This is a genomic window from Roseimaritima multifibrata (genome assembly GCF_007741495.1).
Classification (GTDB): domain Bacteria; phylum Planctomycetota; class Planctomycetia; order Pirellulales; family Pirellulaceae; genus Roseimaritima; species Roseimaritima multifibrata.
This window is the reverse complement of the sequence record NZ_CP036262.1, coordinates 573,457-591,779: the sequence shown is the minus strand read 5'-3', so window position 1 is coordinate 591,779 and position 18,323 is coordinate 573,457. Positions and strand designations below refer to the sequence as shown.

Annotated in this window: 9 protein-coding genes; 6 read left to right on the top strand and 3 right to left on the bottom strand. The window is 56.0% G+C overall.

Features of this window, described 5'->3' with window-relative positions; genetic code table 11:
- The first annotated feature begins 226 nt into the window (after positions 1-226).
- The gene (locus tag FF011L_RS02275; protein WP_145349887.1) at positions 227-1,261 is read left to right on the top strand and encodes an Lpg1974 family pore-forming outer membrane protein; all 1,035 of its coding nucleotides are present in this window, start codon (positions 227-229) and stop codon (positions 1,259-1,261) included.
- A gap of 168 nt (positions 1,262-1,429) precedes the next feature.
- Here FF011L_RS02275 and FF011L_RS02270 read toward each other — a convergent pair whose 3' ends face one another.
- Positions 1,430-11,395, bottom strand: coding sequence for a dockerin type I domain-containing protein (locus tag FF011L_RS02270; protein ID WP_145349885.1), 9,966 nt, complete (start codon positions 11,393-11,395; stop codon positions 1,430-1,432).
- 633 nt (positions 11,396-12,028) lie between these two features.
- Here FF011L_RS02270 and FF011L_RS02265 point away from each other — a divergent pair.
- The gene (locus tag FF011L_RS02265; protein WP_145349883.1) at positions 12,029-13,054 is read left to right on the top strand and encodes an Lpg1974 family pore-forming outer membrane protein; all 1,026 of its coding nucleotides are present in this window, start codon (positions 12,029-12,031) and stop codon (positions 13,052-13,054) included.
- Positions 13,055-13,274: 220 nt separating this feature from the next.
- Here FF011L_RS02265 and FF011L_RS02260 read toward each other — a convergent pair whose 3' ends face one another.
- Both FF011L_RS02260 and FF011L_RS26115 read right to left on the bottom strand, forming a co-directional pair.
- Positions 13,275-14,825, bottom strand: coding sequence for a cytochrome B6 (locus FF011L_RS02260; protein ID WP_145349881.1), 1,551 nt, complete (start codon positions 14,823-14,825; stop codon positions 13,275-13,277).
- A 55-nt stretch (positions 14,826-14,880) separates the two neighbouring features.
- Positions 14,881-15,252 carry a rhodanese-like domain-containing protein gene (locus FF011L_RS26115; RefSeq protein WP_218932962.1) on the bottom strand — a complete coding sequence of 124 codons (372 nt, stop codon included), beginning with the start codon at positions 15,250-15,252 and terminating at the stop codon, positions 14,881-14,883.
- Positions 15,253-15,889: 637 nt separating this feature from the next.
- On the opposite strand from FF011L_RS26115, the gene FF011L_RS02255 reads away from it, so the two are divergent.
- The 4 genes from FF011L_RS02255 to FF011L_RS26110 all read left to right on the top strand — a co-directional run bounded on the left by FF011L_RS02255 (position 15,890) and on the right by FF011L_RS26110 (position 18,316).
- Complete coding sequence (locus FF011L_RS02255) at positions 15,890-16,402, top strand: ferritin-like domain-containing protein (RefSeq protein ID WP_145349879.1); 513 nt, start codon at positions 15,890-15,892, stop codon at positions 16,400-16,402.
- A 179-nt stretch (positions 16,403-16,581) separates the two neighbouring features.
- Positions 16,582-17,142 (top strand): DUF421 domain-containing protein, encoded by a 561-nt coding sequence (locus tag FF011L_RS02250; RefSeq protein WP_246109679.1) that lies wholly within the window; start codon positions 16,582-16,584, stop codon positions 17,140-17,142.
- A 17-nt stretch (positions 17,143-17,159) separates the two neighbouring features.
- Complete coding sequence (locus tag FF011L_RS02245; RefSeq protein WP_145349877.1) at positions 17,160-17,771, top strand: exopolysaccharide biosynthesis protein; 612 nt, start codon at positions 17,160-17,162, stop codon at positions 17,769-17,771.
- A gap of 245 nt (positions 17,772-18,016) precedes the next feature.
- Entirely contained in the window at positions 18,017-18,316 is a 300-nt protein-coding gene (locus FF011L_RS26110; RefSeq protein ID WP_218932961.1) for a hypothetical protein, read from the top strand.
- Positions 18,317-18,323: the final 7 nt, after the last annotated feature.

Below are 18,323 nucleotides of genomic sequence, written 5' to 3'. Positions count from 1 at the left end.
TTCCAGCCTGAATTGGTGGGCGCATGCCACCATGCGAATTCTTACCCTTCCTGCCTATTTCCCTCAGATCTCAGCTTTACGGGCAATCCGTGGCAAACTAGTCCAGTTATTACGGTTTTCTCACCACAGCACTCGGTGGTGCATGAGGGGTCCGTACCCTTCCGATGAAGCCCCTTGAATACCCCTCACATCTGACGGACCGCTCATATCAATTCGGACGATAAAAATGACCAACAATATTCGCCATGGAGTGCTGCTTGGCTTTCTAATAACCACCTGCGTTTCCGCCTCCGCGGAATCCCCAGCCGCGTTGGATCAGCCACTTATCCAGCAGCAGAGTCATTTAGCGTACGAAGAGTGCGCGCCCGTTTCATGCAGTCCACCGTGGGCACACCGCAGCGGTCTGTACGGTGAACTGTTAGTCCTTCGCGCCCGTGACGCCGAAATCTCCTACGCTTTGCCGGTCAATGGCAACGTACCCCAAGGCGACGTGGGGATTCTGGACCCAGAAGCCGACCTAGGGTTTCGCGTTGGGTTGACCAAGGCACTGGATCACCGCAGCAGTTTCTCGTTGGCTTACACGGGCTACAGCAGCAACCAATCCGATCGAGTCGATGTGAACGCTCCCTTTTCGCTTGCCAAGCTGTTGGTTCATCCGAACGAATTGAATGCCGCCGCCAATGTTCCGACAGCCTTTGGAAGCTACGACATCGATTTCCAGCTTGCCGATTTGGATTATCGATTTGTCGTCTTATCAAACGCGTGCACCGCGGCGAACTTCACGATCGGTGCCCGATATGGTCGTTTAGATCAAGACATGAGCGTTGTCTATACAGGCGCGGGATTGACCGAAACCGTGACAACCGACATCGAATTCAACGGTGCCGGTCTTCGCTTGGGTGCCGACATCGAGCATCACTTGCGCCGCGGTACGTTCCTTTACGGCAAAACAAACGCCAGCTTGCTGGCTGGCAAATTCGACGCTTCCTACCTGCACTCAAGCAACGTTGACCCGATTCGAGTTTCTTCCGGATGGGATGCAGGCCGCATGGTTTCAATGCTCGATCTGGAAGTCGGAGCAGGCTGGCAGCATTGCTGTGGACTGCGAGTCACGGCGGGCTACATGTTCAACTCGTGGATGGGAACCGTCAAGACAGAGGATTGGATCGGAGCCGTACAAAACAACGCGGGCAACTACCGTGATCTCAGTGATGACTTCACGTTTGACGGTTTCGTGACTCGCTTCGAGTACCGCTTCTAAACAAGCGACAATCAGCGATTGTCCTTCAACGAAAAGCCTTACGAATGCAAATGTATTCGCAAGGCTTTTTCCATGTAGCTATCGTTGCCAGACGGTGGAAATTTTGGGCCTGACCACGCGCTGACGAGCATCGAAAAGCTTGTCTCCGTGAACAGGATCGCCTGAACCCTACAGTCCCAGGGCGATCAAATCGACCAGCTGCTCCAAATCGTCTTCTTCATCCTCGTCCGATTCAGAGTCAAACGCTAGATCCGCGGGCCACTGCGAAAAGACCTCCTCGGTGTCCGACTGCGTCAACTTGCGCGTCGAGGCATCCAGCACGGCAAGTTCATCGCCGGCTTGCAGCGAAGCGTCCTTGTCCTCTGCTGTCACCCTCGCCGAAAGTCCTGCAGCGATCTCCCCCTGCAACGCAGCATCGCGGCTCAAACGGTTCAGTCGATTGATCACTCGCAGTGCGTCTTGAGGTTCGACCCTGCCGTCGCCATTGACGTCCGGCATTGAACCAAAGCTCTGTTGGATCCCGCTCGCTTCAACTTGCACGCCTTCACCGTAGGCACCACTACCGTGACGATTCAGATAGTTGATCACCGCCAAAGCATCCCTCGGCTCCACAGTCCCGCTGCCATCCACATCGTAAGCATCCACAGCGTTCGTGGCGTTCAAGCCGACGACCACGACCGGATCGATCGAGCCCGACGCCGGAACGACGGGCGGATCAAAGTTACCAACAACCGGCAAAGCAAAAGCATCTCCGTAACTGGCATACAAGTCAGGGCCAAACGGTTCAGGAGTAAAATCGATCACGTTGCCAGCCCCTTGCGGGTTCGGAACAATCCGATCGGTGACCGGCACTGCCGCGGTGGATACACTGACTTCTACGTTTCGCCAGTTGATCAGGTTGGTCGAACCTGCAACGAAGTTGGTCAGCATAACCGGTTTAATAAAGGCTGTACCGGGGCGGAACTGGGTAAGACCCATACCGCTGCCCGACAGCGTCGCGCCATACTCTGTCCACTGTTCGGGAACCGATTGGTAGGAAAGTGCAGCGTAGCTGTACGTCCCACCAGACATCGTATTGCGAACCGCCATTCCGGCGGGAATCGCAGGTCCTGCCCAAGGTTGGTTCAGCGTGATCACATTCCCCGCAATCCCACCGGCACTCCACAGGCCGGTCGTCAAATTGCTGGCTACGTTACGAGTGTAGGTGTAGTCGGGATAGGTATAGCCATCGCTGTTGGTGTACCCATACCAGGCAAGACTGCGATGATGGGCGGCCCCAGCATTGGCCCAGCCGCTCGCATCTTGCAGAACGATTTGCGTATCGCCCGGATTCAGCGGTGCGGCTAGCTGCGTATCGGCCGCATTGGCAAACCGATTCACATGGAACGGAACAATTTGTAATTGATCGGAATCGTAGCTGGCAAAGCCAAAGTACTGGCGGTTATTCGCTTCGAATTGGCCACCCGCTCCGTCGCCAGATCGAGCCTGACCGGACAGGTGATACTCTTGACTGGGGTCGACGGGGACAAAGTCGTCCGCCAGAAAGGTTCCTTGCGGATTGGCCGAACTAATCGAATCCACCCCGTTAAAGACGCCTGTGTCCAACTGAACGTTCGATGCCGGTTGACTGAGCAGGATCATCCAATCCGACTGCTCCCCAGGAGCTACGCCACCGCCATCGGGATTCCATAATCCGATATCATCCAGTCCATCGCCGTTGAAGTCCGCAGCGATGGGAATCTCGCGAACTCCGGGGAAGCCAAACGTGAACTGCTGGTCCGTAAATCCATCGATCCCGTCGGCGCTCAAGTCCAGCGAGAAAACGTCATCGGCCCAGGCTCCCAAATCGTCGATGCCGTCACCGTCGAAGTCGCCCACGATTGGTAGGCCAACCATGTCGCCGTTGAGCGTGGTATCGACCTGGAAATCATGGCTGGTGTCCAGATACCAAATCGTGCCATCCTTCAATCCGACGTCGTCGCCGTTAGCAACGTTACCATCGAAGTTACCAGCCACCGGCCGACCATTCACCTGAGCAGGATCGGCGATCACCAAATCAGCGACGCCGTTGTTATTCGTATCGATCAACCAGCGGTACTGACCGGCGACCTGACCGTAGCTGCCCAGTTTGTCGAAGCCATCAGCCACATCACCAGGGGCAGCAAAATTGCCGGCAAAGGTGTTGTCGGTCTGGAAGCCCAGTTTGTAAACGATGTCTTCATTGGTATCGTCGCTGTTCACCGCTTCGGGATCGAACAGGTTGTTGCCGTTGGTATCGACGTAGACGCTTCCCAGAGCTGCAACTCCAATTTCCGCTCGGCTATCGACAGTAAAGCGAGCCACAAAATCCCCTCCGGCGATGGTGTCGCCAGTCGGGAAGGCTGGCGTGCCTTGCGGTTCTTGGGCATTTCCTTCACCGTCTAACTTGTTTCCGCCAGGATCCACAACCGAATCGGAGATCGTGAGTGTGAAGCGGTCGTCCGGAAGCGGTTGCTCAAACTGGATTTCAATCGTAGCGGTCGCTAATTCGCCTTGCACGGCAGGAGCATTTCGCACAATCACCTTCGAGATTGCAACGATTCCGTTGTGATCGCCAACCACCTGATAATGCCCAACCGCTGACGAAACGTCGGCGTCTAGTGCGCCGTAGACAAACCCAGGAAACCGAATCGGCAAATCTTGAATATTGACGGTCAAGCTATGAACCAGTGGCGTTGGCCCTTGGCTGATAGGCTTGACATCAAAGAGGTTGTACGTCGGATTGTCAGTGATCTGTACGGCGTGCAGAGGACCTGGCCCGTCCGGATCAAAGACTTGCGGCCCCAACAAGTCCAGATCGACCACGTTGATGTCGTACAAGTTGATCGAATCGACAGTCTGCCCCTGCACACGCAATAAGTAGCTCAGGCCCTCTTCGACACCAATCGTCTGCATGTTTGCGTCAGTCTCGGTAGGCAAGCGAACGATCGCCGTCCCATCGCTTTCAAACATATCAACGCGAAGCAATCCGTCACCAGGCAATCCGGGCTGGCCATTTGCTAAAGTGCCAACCGTATCGAACAGCACGTCAAACCGAAAAGTCCCGGTCTTCGGAGCGATGAATCGGTACCAGTCCACGTCGCCTGGCAAGTCAAAGCCCGGTCCAAACGGATCGGCCAAGCCACCGGGACTGATGTTCGGCTTGGCCGTATGCTGGGCCAAGTCGGGCAATTCCGTGGGATTACGGAAGCTGTTGTTTTGTGAGAACGGATCTGGATGGAACACAACGATGCGTCCCAGTCCATCGGAGCCAGTACCACCAAACGTCGGACTGCTACTGTCGTCGTCAAGCGGCAAGATATCGATGTATTCGATACCTTCGTACGATACTGGCGGCCAAGCCCCCACGATCACCGAACCACTTCGCCCATCGGTACCCTGATGGTGTTGAACCGTGTTTCCAATGCCTTGATCCTCGACAACCAATCGGTCGCTGGCATTGGGCAGGTCGCCATGGATGTTGAACTGCACCGTTGCCCCGCCTACCGGATCAGGCGACGCCAAGATCAAATCGTCTCCCTTTTTGGCTTCGATCGTCGCGATATCGATACCTGCTCCCAGGACAACTGGATTCAGCGTTGTCCCCGTGGAATCGGTGACGGTCACCATCCGCGTCGCGGCCGATGCCGTAATCACATCGTTACTGTTGGTTCCCTCAACAATCACTTCGTCCGAACCGCCGCTGCCGCCTGTCGCGGTGATCGCGTCGGCGCCAGTAAAGTCGAACGTAGGAGAGAGGTCGGAGCGGAAACTGCCGCTGCCACCGTTGCTTGGATTAATGATGAAGGTGTCGTCAAAGGCGCTGCCATGCATGGTCAGGGCATCCCCACCGCCCAGACCGTTATAAAGGATCGTGTCAACACCGCCCGGCGACGAAGTGAAGACGAAATTCGCCAGCGGAACGCTGAGATTAAATGGCGTCAGCGATATTACAGACGTGTTGGTAGCATCGTTGACGATGGCCGTATCAACGCCCGAGGGGGAGGGGATGGTGAGCGTTACGCCAGCGGGCAGCGTGGGGATCGTGAAGGAAGCTGGGTTAGGTGTAAAGTCAACGGTCTGAGTGCCGGGCGTTTCCAAAGCGAACACGTCGCCTTGGTCACCGGTCGGCATGCCCGGGGTCCCTTGAGCGACGAACAGTTGCACATTCCAGGCAGCGCCGTTGGGCGCCGCCTCGCGAACCACAACATCATCGTCCCCACCCAGGGCATCGACGAAGAAGACCGGGGAGTCCAGATACAGGATGCTCGGCCCGTTATTCAGGCTGACGGTAAAGTCTTGCACACCGTCCGCCGCAGCGTGGGTTGAACTGTCTCGCGCAATGATGGTGATGTCGTCGTCACCATTGGTTCCCAGAAAGACGCTGGGGCCGCCACCGGTGACAGAGATTTCCTCAATGTGGTCCCAACTGACTCGCTGGCTGCCAATCGCGTTAAATCCACCCTCATCGTTTTCCGGACCAGGTTCGATAATGAAGACGCTAGAAGGCGTAAAGTTAATCAGATCGCCAGCGGTCGAACCGACAGGGTCGCCGCCATCGATGCGTACAGGAATGGGACCGGGCGTCACGTTGAAGGTGTCGTCGCCTCCCCTGCCGTTGATCGTTAGGCCAACGTAGTTGTCCGTGTCGATGACCATGTCAAACAACCCGTCAAGCTGGAGATCATCGCCACCCGGGGCGGGATCGAAGAGCAACGAGGTTGTATCGACAGCCGAGGTGTCGCGGTGGTTCACCGTCAGGCTCTCGTCTTCACCGGGATTGGCGTTGGCCGTGATGTCTTCAACGTTTGTGAACGAGACCAATTGGCTGTTCAACGCCGACGTCACGCCGGGTGAATCGATGTGCCCCGCTCCGGGAGCGGTTGCCGTCACAATTGTATGATCGAACAATCCCACCACGTTGTTGTACGTGATGCGGTCGGTGCCGGCGCCACCATCGATGGTCACTGCGACATTCCAGGGCAACACCGAAGTAGCGAACGGGGACACGGTGATCGCGTCGTCCATGTCGCCAGCGTTGAAGGTGAAGCTGGTCGTGCCACTGAACGAGATGGGGATGCCTCCATTCAACGTGAACGTGCCCGCTCCCTGACCGGTTCCGGTCAGGACCATCACGTCGGCGTCGCCGGGGGCCGTCAGCAGCGTGACGCTGCCGTCGCCGCCCGAATTCAGAATATTCACGAACTCAAAGTTATTGAATGTCACCGCGGCTCGGCCAGCGGCCGTGATCGTGTTGCCGAGGATCGTGACGGCTAGGCCATCGGCAACAAAGTTAAGTGTGTCGCTACCGTCTTCGGCATCCACCGTGATCGGAGTAGAAACCGAAGGCGTAATGATGAACGTGTCATCGTCATCGGCCGCTGGGTCGACATTGATCAATGCCGAGGGGGCGATCAGCGATCCAGCGACAACCACTTCCGCACCCGCTGTATCGGCAGCGTCGTCGTTGAAATTGGCGGTGATCGTGATATCGGTAACGGCCTTGATCGTCGCTGTCGAGGCAACGTTGATATTGTCACCGGCACGCAACAAAACAGACGCACCCGTCGATTCGATCGTCACGCCAGCATTGACAGTCAAGTCGTCGCCGGCCCCTGCGGTTTCCGCCGCAGTCAGTGTGACAGGACCGGCTGCCGACACGTCGGCGGCCACCGTCAGCGGGCTACCGGAATCGATCGTGACTCCTGCTCCAGCTCCGGCCGCACTAACTGGACCACTGATCGTGATACCTTGCCCAGCGGCGGTACTACCCTGATTCGAGATAATCACATCGCCGCCACCAACATTCGAGATACCCGTAATGTCGAGGGCTGCCGGCGCGCCAACGGTGTTGGCAATCGCGATATCGCCCCCGGTCGTGTTGCTGGCGTTGAGCGTGTCGACGCGAGTCTCAAGCGGATCGGCGGCGGTCCCGATGCCACCGACCGCGATCGTTGTCAGCCCCAATCCAGTGATGTCCGCGCCACCACCCGCGTCGGCATCGCTGATCACTCCGGTCGAAATCAACGTGACACTGCCGGTAGCCTGAATCAAATCCACGGCGGTGTCGCCCACAACCTGCAGGTAACTGTCGGTCGGGCCGGCAGTCACATTAATAACGCCTGTTATCTGTAGGCCCAGCGGGTCAGCGAAGGTGCCAATCACATTGGCCTGATCGCGGGCCAGGACTGCCTGGTCGCGAACACGTGCCGAAGCGTCACGAACAATCCCTGCCTTGATCGCCGATGCATCGGCGATAGAGAAGGACTCTTGGAACGCATTTCTAGTCTGCGTCGCCAATGTCAAGGTAGATCTAGCTGCGGCAAGTTCCCCTTTCGCTTCCGTCAGCGCCGTCTCCGCATTTCCTTTTTTCGTATCAATCTTATCTTTCGCAATCGTTTCCGCCAGCACGGCCGCGTCGGCGACCTTGGAAGCGATAATGATTACCGACGCAACGGTTGCCGCCCCTCCGTCACCAGTAAGCGGAATGACTTGGGCTACTGCGGCGGCTGTTTCTGCCGCAGTGGCTCCGATATCCAAACCGAAAGCGATCCCTGAAGATACCTCGATGGCGATTTCCAAGTCCGACGCAGTTTGATTAAGTGGGTCATAAATGGCTTGCTTGGTGGCGACCAACGTAATCGCACTATTAACCGCCGCCTGAGCCTGAACCGTCGCGGCAGCCACGATTTCCGATCCACTGCCGAAAGCCTCCGCCGAAGTTTCTTTTGCGGCCGCCTCTGCGCTCGCGGCCGCCGCCTCTGCGATTTTGAACTCTTCGTGAAGTTCGGCCTCGCGAGCCGTCGGTGCGGCACCGACCAGCGTCGTCGTCCCGGCGATCACGTTGATTGTTGCGCCGTTGCCATCCAGGATGATTCCGGAAAGTGATTGGACCGTGACATCTCCGCTGCCCGCGTCTAGTTGCCCGATCGTGATGTGCTTATCGGCAGTGACCAAGATGTCGCCGCCGGCCGTCTTTAGATTGCCCAGCACGGCCACCCCGCCACTACCCGTAATCATTCCGGCTTGGATGGTGATCGTGCCTACGCCATTGGTTTCAATCGTGTCGGCTGAATCGAGAAAAACGATATCGCCCGTCTGCGTGCGCAGTTCCAGCGATCGGTTAGCTGCCAGCGTTGCCATGTCGTCGCCGATATCTTCAATGGTGATCGACTCGGCATCGAACGCCAGGGTGCCCACACCTGCAGATTGGATGGCTGCTTCGGTCAGCAACAGCGGGCCGGCATTGGTCACGCTGGCGCCGTTCGTTCCGCCGTCCACGGTGGCAACCTGATCCACGTCCACTTCCAACGGATTAAAAGTCGTCGCGATGCCGCCGGGAGCGGCAATATCAAGCGTCTTGGCGGTGATGTTGACCTGGGTGGGCGGCGGAGGATCGTTGCCGTCGGTAATCGCCCCGCCCGCTCGAAGCTTGACCGTGTCCCCTTGCGCTGTGGCCGTATCCAACACGATATCGCCCGTGGTGTTGATATCGATATTGGCCGACTGTCCAAGCGCCGTCGCGACTAGCGCAAGATTCGTGCCGGTGTTGCTTACGAAAATGCCGCCAGATGTCGTTGCCGCGGTAATGCCTGTTAGACGGGTTTCAATCTTGTCGCCAGAGACGCCGATTTTGGCCGCATTCAATGTGGCGAGGTTGGCGGTGATATCATCGCCGACGACATTCATGTCAATCAATTCGCCGATGGCAGACAACACAACATCCTGACCGGTCGCGGTCAACGCGCCGGCGAGCGTCAGGTTTCCGGCGGCCGCGACGGAGACGTTCCCTCCGGTTGCCGACGCCGAAGTTAGCGTCAACGTTTTGTTATTGCTAAGAAATAGCCCTCCGCCCGCGCCTCCGCTGGCCGTCAGATCGTTGACCGACGTCTCCAGCCCATCGCCGACGGTTCCAATTCCGCTCGACGCGACAAGGTCCAGCGTGTCTGCTGAGACATTGTCGGTGTTAGCATTTCCGTCCAGAATGGCGCCGCCGGCATGCAGAGTTACCAGGCCAGTCGCCGAGACCTGCCCCAGGGTCATGTCAGCGGTCGCGGTGCGTACATCAATATCCCCGCCAAGCGTCGAAGCAGTCAACGAAAGTGCATTGGTTTCTCGAATAAAGACACCTCCACTTGTGGTCGTCGCGATCAGTGTCGCAACTTCCGTGTCGATTTCATTTCCCAAAGCACCGATGCCGGTACCCGCAAGCAGCGTGACCGTCCCACCGCGGAGGTCCAGCAAGCTATCGCTAGTGTCATCTGTGATCGCTCCGGGCGCAGTGACCATCACGTCGCCTGCTCCCGCGTCGACGACGTCTAATTTGACATTTCCGGACGTTGTCTCAAAGGTCACAGCTGCGCCGGATGCGGAAAGCACTTCCGTACTTGCCGTATACTGAAGCGGCCCGCCGGTGAAGGTGATCGTCACGTCGCCAGCGTTGGTTTTGGCCGCGACCGAATTGAGTCCGTTCGTCTCCGCGATGAAAATAGGAGCAGCTGAATCCGTGACGGTTGCGACCAGATCGACAGCGGTTGTCTCCAGCGGATCACCGGTAGTTCCAATGCCGGTCGCTCCCGACAAGTCGACGACCTGTCCGGAGATATTTACCGCTCCACCGTTGTCATCTAATAAAGATCCAACGGCGTTCCGCACGGTGACGTTTCCTTGTGCTGCGATGACCTTGATTCGCAAGGTTTCCGCTGCACTTTTCACCACCACATCATTGTTTGCGCCACCCGCAACAACAGATGTCGCCGTACCGACGATTCCTTGCGAAAGGAAAATATCGCCGTCGGTCGTGTTGGCACTGAAACGCTCGACCGTCATTTCAATCGGGTCGGTGATTTGGCCGACCGCACCATCGGCGATCAGGGTCACGCTTTGGGCAAGGATATCGTTCGCTTCCTGGTTCATGTCCAGAATGACGCCGGTTGCGGAGCTAAGCGTCACCGCGTCCGGGGCGACAACGCTGTTGAGCATGACGGGTCCCTGAGCGGTAATGGAAACGTCATGGGTACCGCTGACCGCTGGAAGGTCCACCACAACCTCATTGCTGCCGCCGATGAACGGAGTTTTGCCACCCTGTTTGGCCACGACGGCGTTGACGATCAGTCCCGGGGCATTTGAATCGGCAACAAAGATGCCCCCATCGTTAGTCGTCGCCGAGAGCGCCCCGATCGCGGTCTCGATCGGATCACCAACCGTACCGATTGCGCTACCAGGCCCGGTGGTCGTCAGGTTGACTCCATTGCCTGCGGTCAAGTTCACTGCAGGCCCGTTACCATCGGTGATGGGGCCGTTGACGTCCAGCAGGATCATCGCACTGCCAGCATCCAGGTTCCCGAGCGCAACACCACCCGCTGTGTCTGCCAGCCAAATGTGATTTCCCACAGTCGTTGCGTTCAGTGTTCCAGCATCCACTTCCACGCGATTGGCGGCACTGTTGCCAATCGCCGCAGTTCCACCAGCAGCAAGTGAAATGGTTGGTGCCGTGATATCTGCTATCCCATTGTCAATTCCAGGCGCCGTGATGCTGGTGCCCGCGCTCAGCGATAACGTTCCGTTTGTCTGCGTCACACCTACGCCGGCATTCACGGTAATGGCAGCGGTGGTTTGAGCGGTTAAGATCCCATCGGCTGTATCAAAATTGCTGTTGGCCGCGAAGGTGATATTGCCGGCGAGGGCGTCGGTCAGCGCAATGGAGAAGGCATCTGTGTAATCACCGACACCGCCATCAAATGTTACCGACGTATTCGCGTTTGTGCCGGCATCTGTGATGTTGATCGTATCAAACTGGATCTGACCGGCCGCCGTGACGGTGAGTGGGTTGCTACCGGCGCCGGTGACATTGCCGCTATTGCTTCCAGTCCAATTTCCCGTGCCACCTGTGATCGTCAGTTCATAGGTATTCGCATTCGCAACAATGCCGACCGATTCGCCGGCTTCTAATTCCAGATTTAGAATCGCACCTGCCTCGGCAAACGTTGCCAGCAACCGGCGATCTTCCAAGGTTTCGAATCGCAGTTTCGATTCCCGCCGACGCCTAATCGCGCGACGTTGCTTCTCAGCACTGGACAAATGAATACGATTTCTTCGACGATTATTATTTTTCATGGCGATGTTCCTCAACGGGCTGGAAGCGGATAGGCCGCTTGTTGAGACGCTGCTCTTGATGTGAAGGTGGGATTATTCGAGGAAACAGGTGCAGTCGTGATGGTGCGAGCACGCTCGCAGAGACGACACTGGTGCTGATGCGGTAAATAGATGCGCGGACTTTAGCGTCCGTTCGAGTCTTCAAAGTGAAACCTGGCGTGCCCACATGCCCCGCTCGCGGACTACGCAATACAGGCAACCCGGGAAGGCATAGTAAAGTGCGGGATTTGCAAAAGCTAGTCTTTTAAATCGTTTTATTAAATTTCAGCTTGACAAACGCATCGCGATCAAATCGACCAACGACTCAAGATCGCCCTCTTCATCGCCGTCGAATTCATCGCCCAACATTGCCGGTTTCCCAAAGAGGATGCCCGATTGCGATCCCCGAGTAGCAGTTATCAGACTTGCGTAAATTAATTGGGAATCATCCTCTCCTCTTAGCGAGCGGTGCACCAAATCATATGAAACGCACGGTTACAGCGAATGTAAGAGGGAAACCGTGTGGTGTAATGCCCCCCAAGGCGGCTTGCCGATAACAGCCTTTATCAGGCGAGGCTGTACAGGAAACGGCTTGGATAATAATCAGGAAAAATCATGAAAATCAAAGCACTTTTCGGCGCGATGTTCGGTTTGCTCGCGTTGAACAGCGGTTTGGCTGCAGCAAACGAGCCGGTGGACCTGAACGGTTCGGCCGTCCAACCGGCAGCTTTCAATAGCGGTTCGCCCGTTTATCAAACGCCCGCCTGGGCTCATCGCTCTGGCGTCTTTGGCGAACTGCTCGTCCTTCGCGCCCGCGACGCCGAAATCTCCTACGCTTTGCCGGTCAATGGCAACGTACCCCAAGGCGACGTCGGAATTCTGGATCCAGAAGCCGAGCTAGGCTTTCGCGTGGGACTGACCAAAGCACTCGACCACTGCAGCAGTTTCTCGTTGTCCTACACCGGTTACAGCAGCAGCCAATCCGATCAAGTCGATGTGAACGCTCCTCTTTCGTTGGCCAAGTTGCTGGTTCATCCAAACGAAGCGAATGCCGCCGCAAATGTTCTCTCCGCTTCTGGCAGCTACGACATCGACTTCCAGCTTGCCGATTTAGACTATCGATTTATTGTCTTGTCAAACGCGTGCACGGCAGCGAACCTAACGATCGGTGCTCGATACGGTCGTTTGGATCAGGACCTGAGCGTTGTCTATACCGGCGCGGGCCTGACGGAAACCGTGACAAGCGACATTGAATTCAACGGTGCCGGCCTTCGCTTGGGTGCCGACATCGAGCATCACTTGCGCCGCGGTACATTCCTTTACGGCAAAACAAACGCCAGCTTGTTGGCTGGCAAATTCGACGCGTCCTACCTGCACTCAAGCAACGTTGACCCAATTCGAGTTTCCTCCGGATGGGATGCAGGCCGCATGGTTTCAATGCTCGATCTGGAAGTCGGAGCAGGCTGGCAGCATTGCTGTGGACTGCGAGTCACGGCGGGCTACATGTTCAACTCGTGGATGGGAACAGTCAAAACAGAGGATTGGATCGGAGCGGTACAAAACAACGCGGGCAACTACCGTGACCTCAGTGACGACTTCACATTCGACGGTTTCGTAACCCGTGTCGAGTATCACTTCTAACCACCAACAATCAGTTATCTCGACGACGAAAAGCCTTACGTTTGCGAAAGCAATCGCAAGGCTTTTTCATGTAGCCACCGTCGTCACAGTCCAAACATGTGGTCATCCGTGTTGACGGGAGGTGTGTCGCCTGAGCTTCTGAACGCAATGCGGCGGAGGTCATTTCGGACAACACTGGCTCACTGCCCAGGTTCACTGGGGGAAGTCTCATTTCTCATGATTAGAGACAACGTAAAAAGGCGACTAGATCGCTCTTCTCTTCAGAAGTCATCTTTAGTCCTTGAACGAGGTTGAAGAATTCGACGGTATCTTCCAGAGTGAGACAGCGACCGTCATGCAGGTAGGGCGGGCTGTCCTTAATACCACGCAGCGTGAATGTCTTGATCGGTCCATCGCCCGGTTCATTCTTGAGGAATCGTTCCAGGTGAAGGTCATGCATCTTGTCGTCCAGATAGAAGGGGGCTGGATGGCATAGGGCGCACCCTGCCTTACCGAAGAACAATTTTTCACCCCGGAGTTCTCTTTCGCTCGCCTTTTTGGAATCAAGCCGTCCGGTAATCGGGTCCAACTTCGGTGCAGGGGGAAAATCGAACATATTCTGCATCTGAGCCATGTGGCTGACCTGAATCCTGTCCAGGATGTTCATTCCCTTCTTGATGGCGTGGATTTCATCGCCGTTGAAGTACGCTGTCCGCTGCTCGAACTCGGTGAAGTCCTCGACACTGCGCAGGCTCCGTTTCGACCCGTGGATCTGCTGGTTGAACATTCCCCGCAAACTGGTCGTGTCCAGCCGCATCCGCCGCTCTTCGGGACGCATGTCCGGGTTGAGGTGGAACTGGCCGGTCGTGTGGCCGTTGACATGGCAATCTAAGCAAGTCACGCCCAGGCTTGGTTGAGCACTCTTGCGGTCATCGGTTGGATTGAACTCCTCCTGCGGAAATGGCGTGACAAGCAGGCGCAGTCCGTCGAGTTGCACGGGTGTCAGTATGTCCTTGAACAGCCGGTAGTAGTTGTTGATCGAAACGACCTCACCGCGTGAGACGTCGCCCAGTTCCGGCCGACTGTTGAGGTAAATGGCGGGCGGGAATTCTGGCAAGAACGCCTCGGGCAGGTCGTGGTCCACGTCAAATCGCTCCAATCGTGGAAACATATCGATCTGCATCCGCGGGAAGACCTGACCTCCGTTGGTTTGGAGCGGATGAGGGAGCGATGGATAGGGGAAGACGCCTTGCTTCTGGATCTCCTCTGGCGTCATCTCGGTAAGCTGTTCCCATGTCATCCCGTTCGGCAGTCTCGCCGTCGGCCCCACGCATAGCGGTTTCCCTCGCGACATCGTTGCCTTGGCGTCGAATCGTGGCTCCAAGACGTAGCGGCTCTCCAAGAACGCTCGCTGGGCCTCCATTACATTCGGCTTTCCAGCATTCTCCTTTTCGAAGATTTCCTCAAACGTTTGGTATGGTCGGTCGGAGTTCAGCGGATCGCGATAGAAATCAAAGCCCGAGATTTTTCCTTCCTTTGGCTGTTTTTCGAAGACCGGGGACGAGGGCCAAGCTTTCCGAGCGTCAAAGACGTCTGAGCGATCATGTTCGTTCTTTCTCTGCTCCGGCCGCTTGACTGGAACTTCTCGAGATGCCTGCGCGTCGGCGACAGCATCCCCTGCGGGAGCTTCCTTAGGAGTTTGCTTTTCACTCTGTTGTGCGGCGACAGGTGCCAACCCGCCGGTCAGGATCATGGCCGCCATTACGGCCCAGCAACTTAGTCGTTTGCACATTGAACTTCTCCTTTGTTAGTAAAGATCAGATAGAGGAATCTGTAAGTCACCGGATCTAGTAATCCGTTTTTAGTTTGTTTGTCTCACGAGTCATTGGTTTTGCGTCAGACGATGTCACCAACTCGAAGCCGGCTTTCTTCCATGCCGACACGCTGCCAGGCAGGTCGTGAACAGTTGCGAACCCGTTTTGCTGCAGAACGCTCGCCGCGATACAGGCGATGCAGCCGCTACCGCAGAACACGGCGACAGTCCCGCCAAAAACCAAAGCCGAGCCGCCGAAGGTTGCAATCTTTCGCTCCTTCGATCCAACGTTCAGCGATTTTTGTCCTTGCTGATCAGACGATGATCCATGCAATGAAACCCTGGCAGGAGCGTTTGGGTCACGTCGCAAGTCTGGGCGAATTTGCGAGGCGGAGAGGGCGCTCATTTGCAAAATCCATCGCTTAGATGCTGAGCATATGTGAATTCGGTGTTCTCACTTCATACCGGTCATGCCCGAAGCAAATGCTATGCCCGTTGGCACGACGGTTTCGCTTTCAGCTTGTCCTGTAACACCATCAAGCAACCACGCCGTCTCTCTTGGACTCAAAGCTGTTTGATGCGTCCTTTCCCGAACACCTTGCAATTGCCTGCGTCTCTGTCGTATCCCGGTATCGCCATGACGGTGATCGCACACGTGCATGCACTGGGGCGATTGGGCATCGCCCCATTTTCGCACCGCTGGTCATATTGCGTTGAATCCCGTCATCCTGAATCATCATTGGTGTCTCATCGCTCAATTAGATCGGTCCTGCGACATCGGAATCCAACACTCAAGCGTTGTGCAAAATATTCTCGTCGATCGAGTCTGATGGGAAGCAGTTCGTGTAGCCGCATGACGGGGCGGCTTTTGCTTAAGCGATTCCGCAGCACTTCTGTTGTGGTTCTTCTATCGCTTCGTCGCGTGGGGGCAAGTCATGATCACGTGCGGAGGCTCCGGTCCGCGGTTTTGGAACGTCAGTTGCAGCGTTTCTGACACACAAGTTTTCAGTCAAACTCTTCATCCTCAGCAAGGAGCCAAACCAATGGGACTCTTTACCAGTACCGAATTTGATTCACTCGAATGCTTGCTTGTCGACCAACTGCAAGACCTGTATGACGCCGAAAGCAGGCTGGTGGATGCGTTGCCCAAAATGGCCGACGCCGCTTCGTCGCCGGAGTTGAAACAAGCCTTCCGCGGCCATTTGGACGAAACCAAAGGACATGTCAATCGACTTGAAGAAGCCTTTCAACTCTTGGATGCGTCAGCCAAACGTAAAACGTGTGACGCGATGAAAGGACTGGTCTCAGAAGGCGACGAAATGATCGGGGCCAAGGGCGATGCGGCGATCAAGGATGCAGCGCTAATCGCGGCGGCACAACGAGTCGAACACTATGAGATGGCTGGCTACGGATCGGCGCGAAACTTTGCCCAGCGATGTGGTCGCCAAGACGTTGCCGATCTCCTACAGCAAACTCTTCAAGAAGAGGGGGATGCCAACAAGAAGCTAACGCAGATTGCCGAATCGTCGATCAATTCAGCGGCCGCTCAGGCATAAAGAGTTGAACATCAAAATCTGCTAAGAGCGTCATAGCCATAGATATCTAGGGCTGGCCTAGATGTCTAGGCTGCGGCGGCAAGCATTGGGACTCCGTCTAGCCGACGGTACTTTTGCGTTTGTCTGGTTTATTGATAGGACGAGCGATCTCATGAAGAAAACAGATCGGGTCAACCATCATGGAGACGACATTGTTGGCCAACTTTATCAGCGGCAAAATGTTTTTCGATGGGTGGGCACCGGTCGTTCGAACGCTGGTACTTGGCACGATCGGCTACGCGGCGTTGATCCTGATCTTACGGGTTAGCGGCAAGCGAACGCTTTCAAAAATGAATGCGTTCGACTTCATCGTGACGATTGCACTGGGGTCGACGCTGGCTTCGGCGCTCACGTCACAGAGCGTATCACTTGTCCAAGGGATCACCGCCTTGGGGCTATTGGTCCTCCTGCAGCTCGTCTCGACTTGGCTTGCCGTCCGCTACCGATGGTATTCAAAACTGGTCAAGTCCGAACCCGCATTAGTCTTCTTTCAGGGGCGTTGTCTCCGTGAAGCCATGAAGAAGCAGCGTGTAACGAAGGAAGAGATTCTTGCAGCGATGCGTCAAAGCAAAATTGCCCAGCCCAGCGAAGTGGCAGCAGTCGTTATCGAAACCGAAGGAACGCTATCGGTCATCCCGGAAGGCCCCGCATCGGCCGAAGAGTTGAGAAATCTGGGCATCGACGGGACGCCTAATGTGTAATTCAAAGGAACGGTTCATTGCCTGCATCATCCATTCATCCCACCGAAGACGTTTTGGACCAACTAGACGAGGCTGCGGACCAGCACGACCCACTGACGTTTGGCAACGTGATGGACGTGCTCGGACAGCATAGTTTTGCGCCGGTGCTTCTATTGATTGGTTTCATCATGTTGGTGCCCGGGCCAGCGGATATTCCAGGTGTTCCTGTGGTTCTGGGACTGCTGGTCATTGTCGTTGCCAGTCAGATTGTCATGCATCGCGACCACCTTTGGATCCCAGCCTGGATGGAACGCAGGCAGTTGAAGGCAAAGCGGGCCAGAAAGATGGTCTCTTGGCTACGCAAGCCGGCGCACTGGCTGGATCGCATCACCAAGCCAAGACTCCAGTGGCTGGTCAATCACGCTGGCACGACGCTGATTGCGGTCGCATGTATCTTGGTCGCAATGGCAACGCCCATCTTAGAATTCATACCGTTTAGTGCGAACTTGGCGGGCGCTGCGATTGCCGCGTTTGCGATTGCTTTGATGGCAAAAGACGGTTTGGTCGCCGGTGCTGCCATCGCGATTTCCTTCACGACCGTGGGACTGGTGGTATACCAATTCATCGGGGGACCAGTGACGATCCTGTGACAGGTTCGCATGCCGTGCTTGTCGGTTCCTCATAGGTTACGACGATTTCAGGAATCACTTGGCCGATGGTCGATCCAGTGTCAAGCTGCGCGGCGACTCGGCACCCCGCTTAGAAACCAAACATTTGGTCAGACAATTCGACGAGTTTCAATTGTGGTCCAAGCACTCAATCAAACCAAACGACGACGTGCAACCGTTGACCGCGCTTGCCCGAAAAATTGGGTTGTGTTACCAAGCACCGTTGCTTGAAGTGTTTTTGTTTAGAGAGGGATGCTTGTATCGAGAAGGAGTTCGCAGCGATTGAAGACCACATTCAGGTGGAATGGTCACGCATTATCCTGCGTGAATTTTGCTTCTTCACGTTTTGTATCGAAGTGCCGATTGCGAATATCAAGTTTAGTGAGAAGTCACTGGCAAAGGCAAAATCGCTATTGAACTTCCTGACAGAACGGTTCGACGTCAGGTTTCTCGTTCAGCGCAAAGCCGCTTCGTATCCGCCTTGGCATTCGGGACGAATTGCCCGTTTGATTGCAGCGGCCGATTGATGGCGAA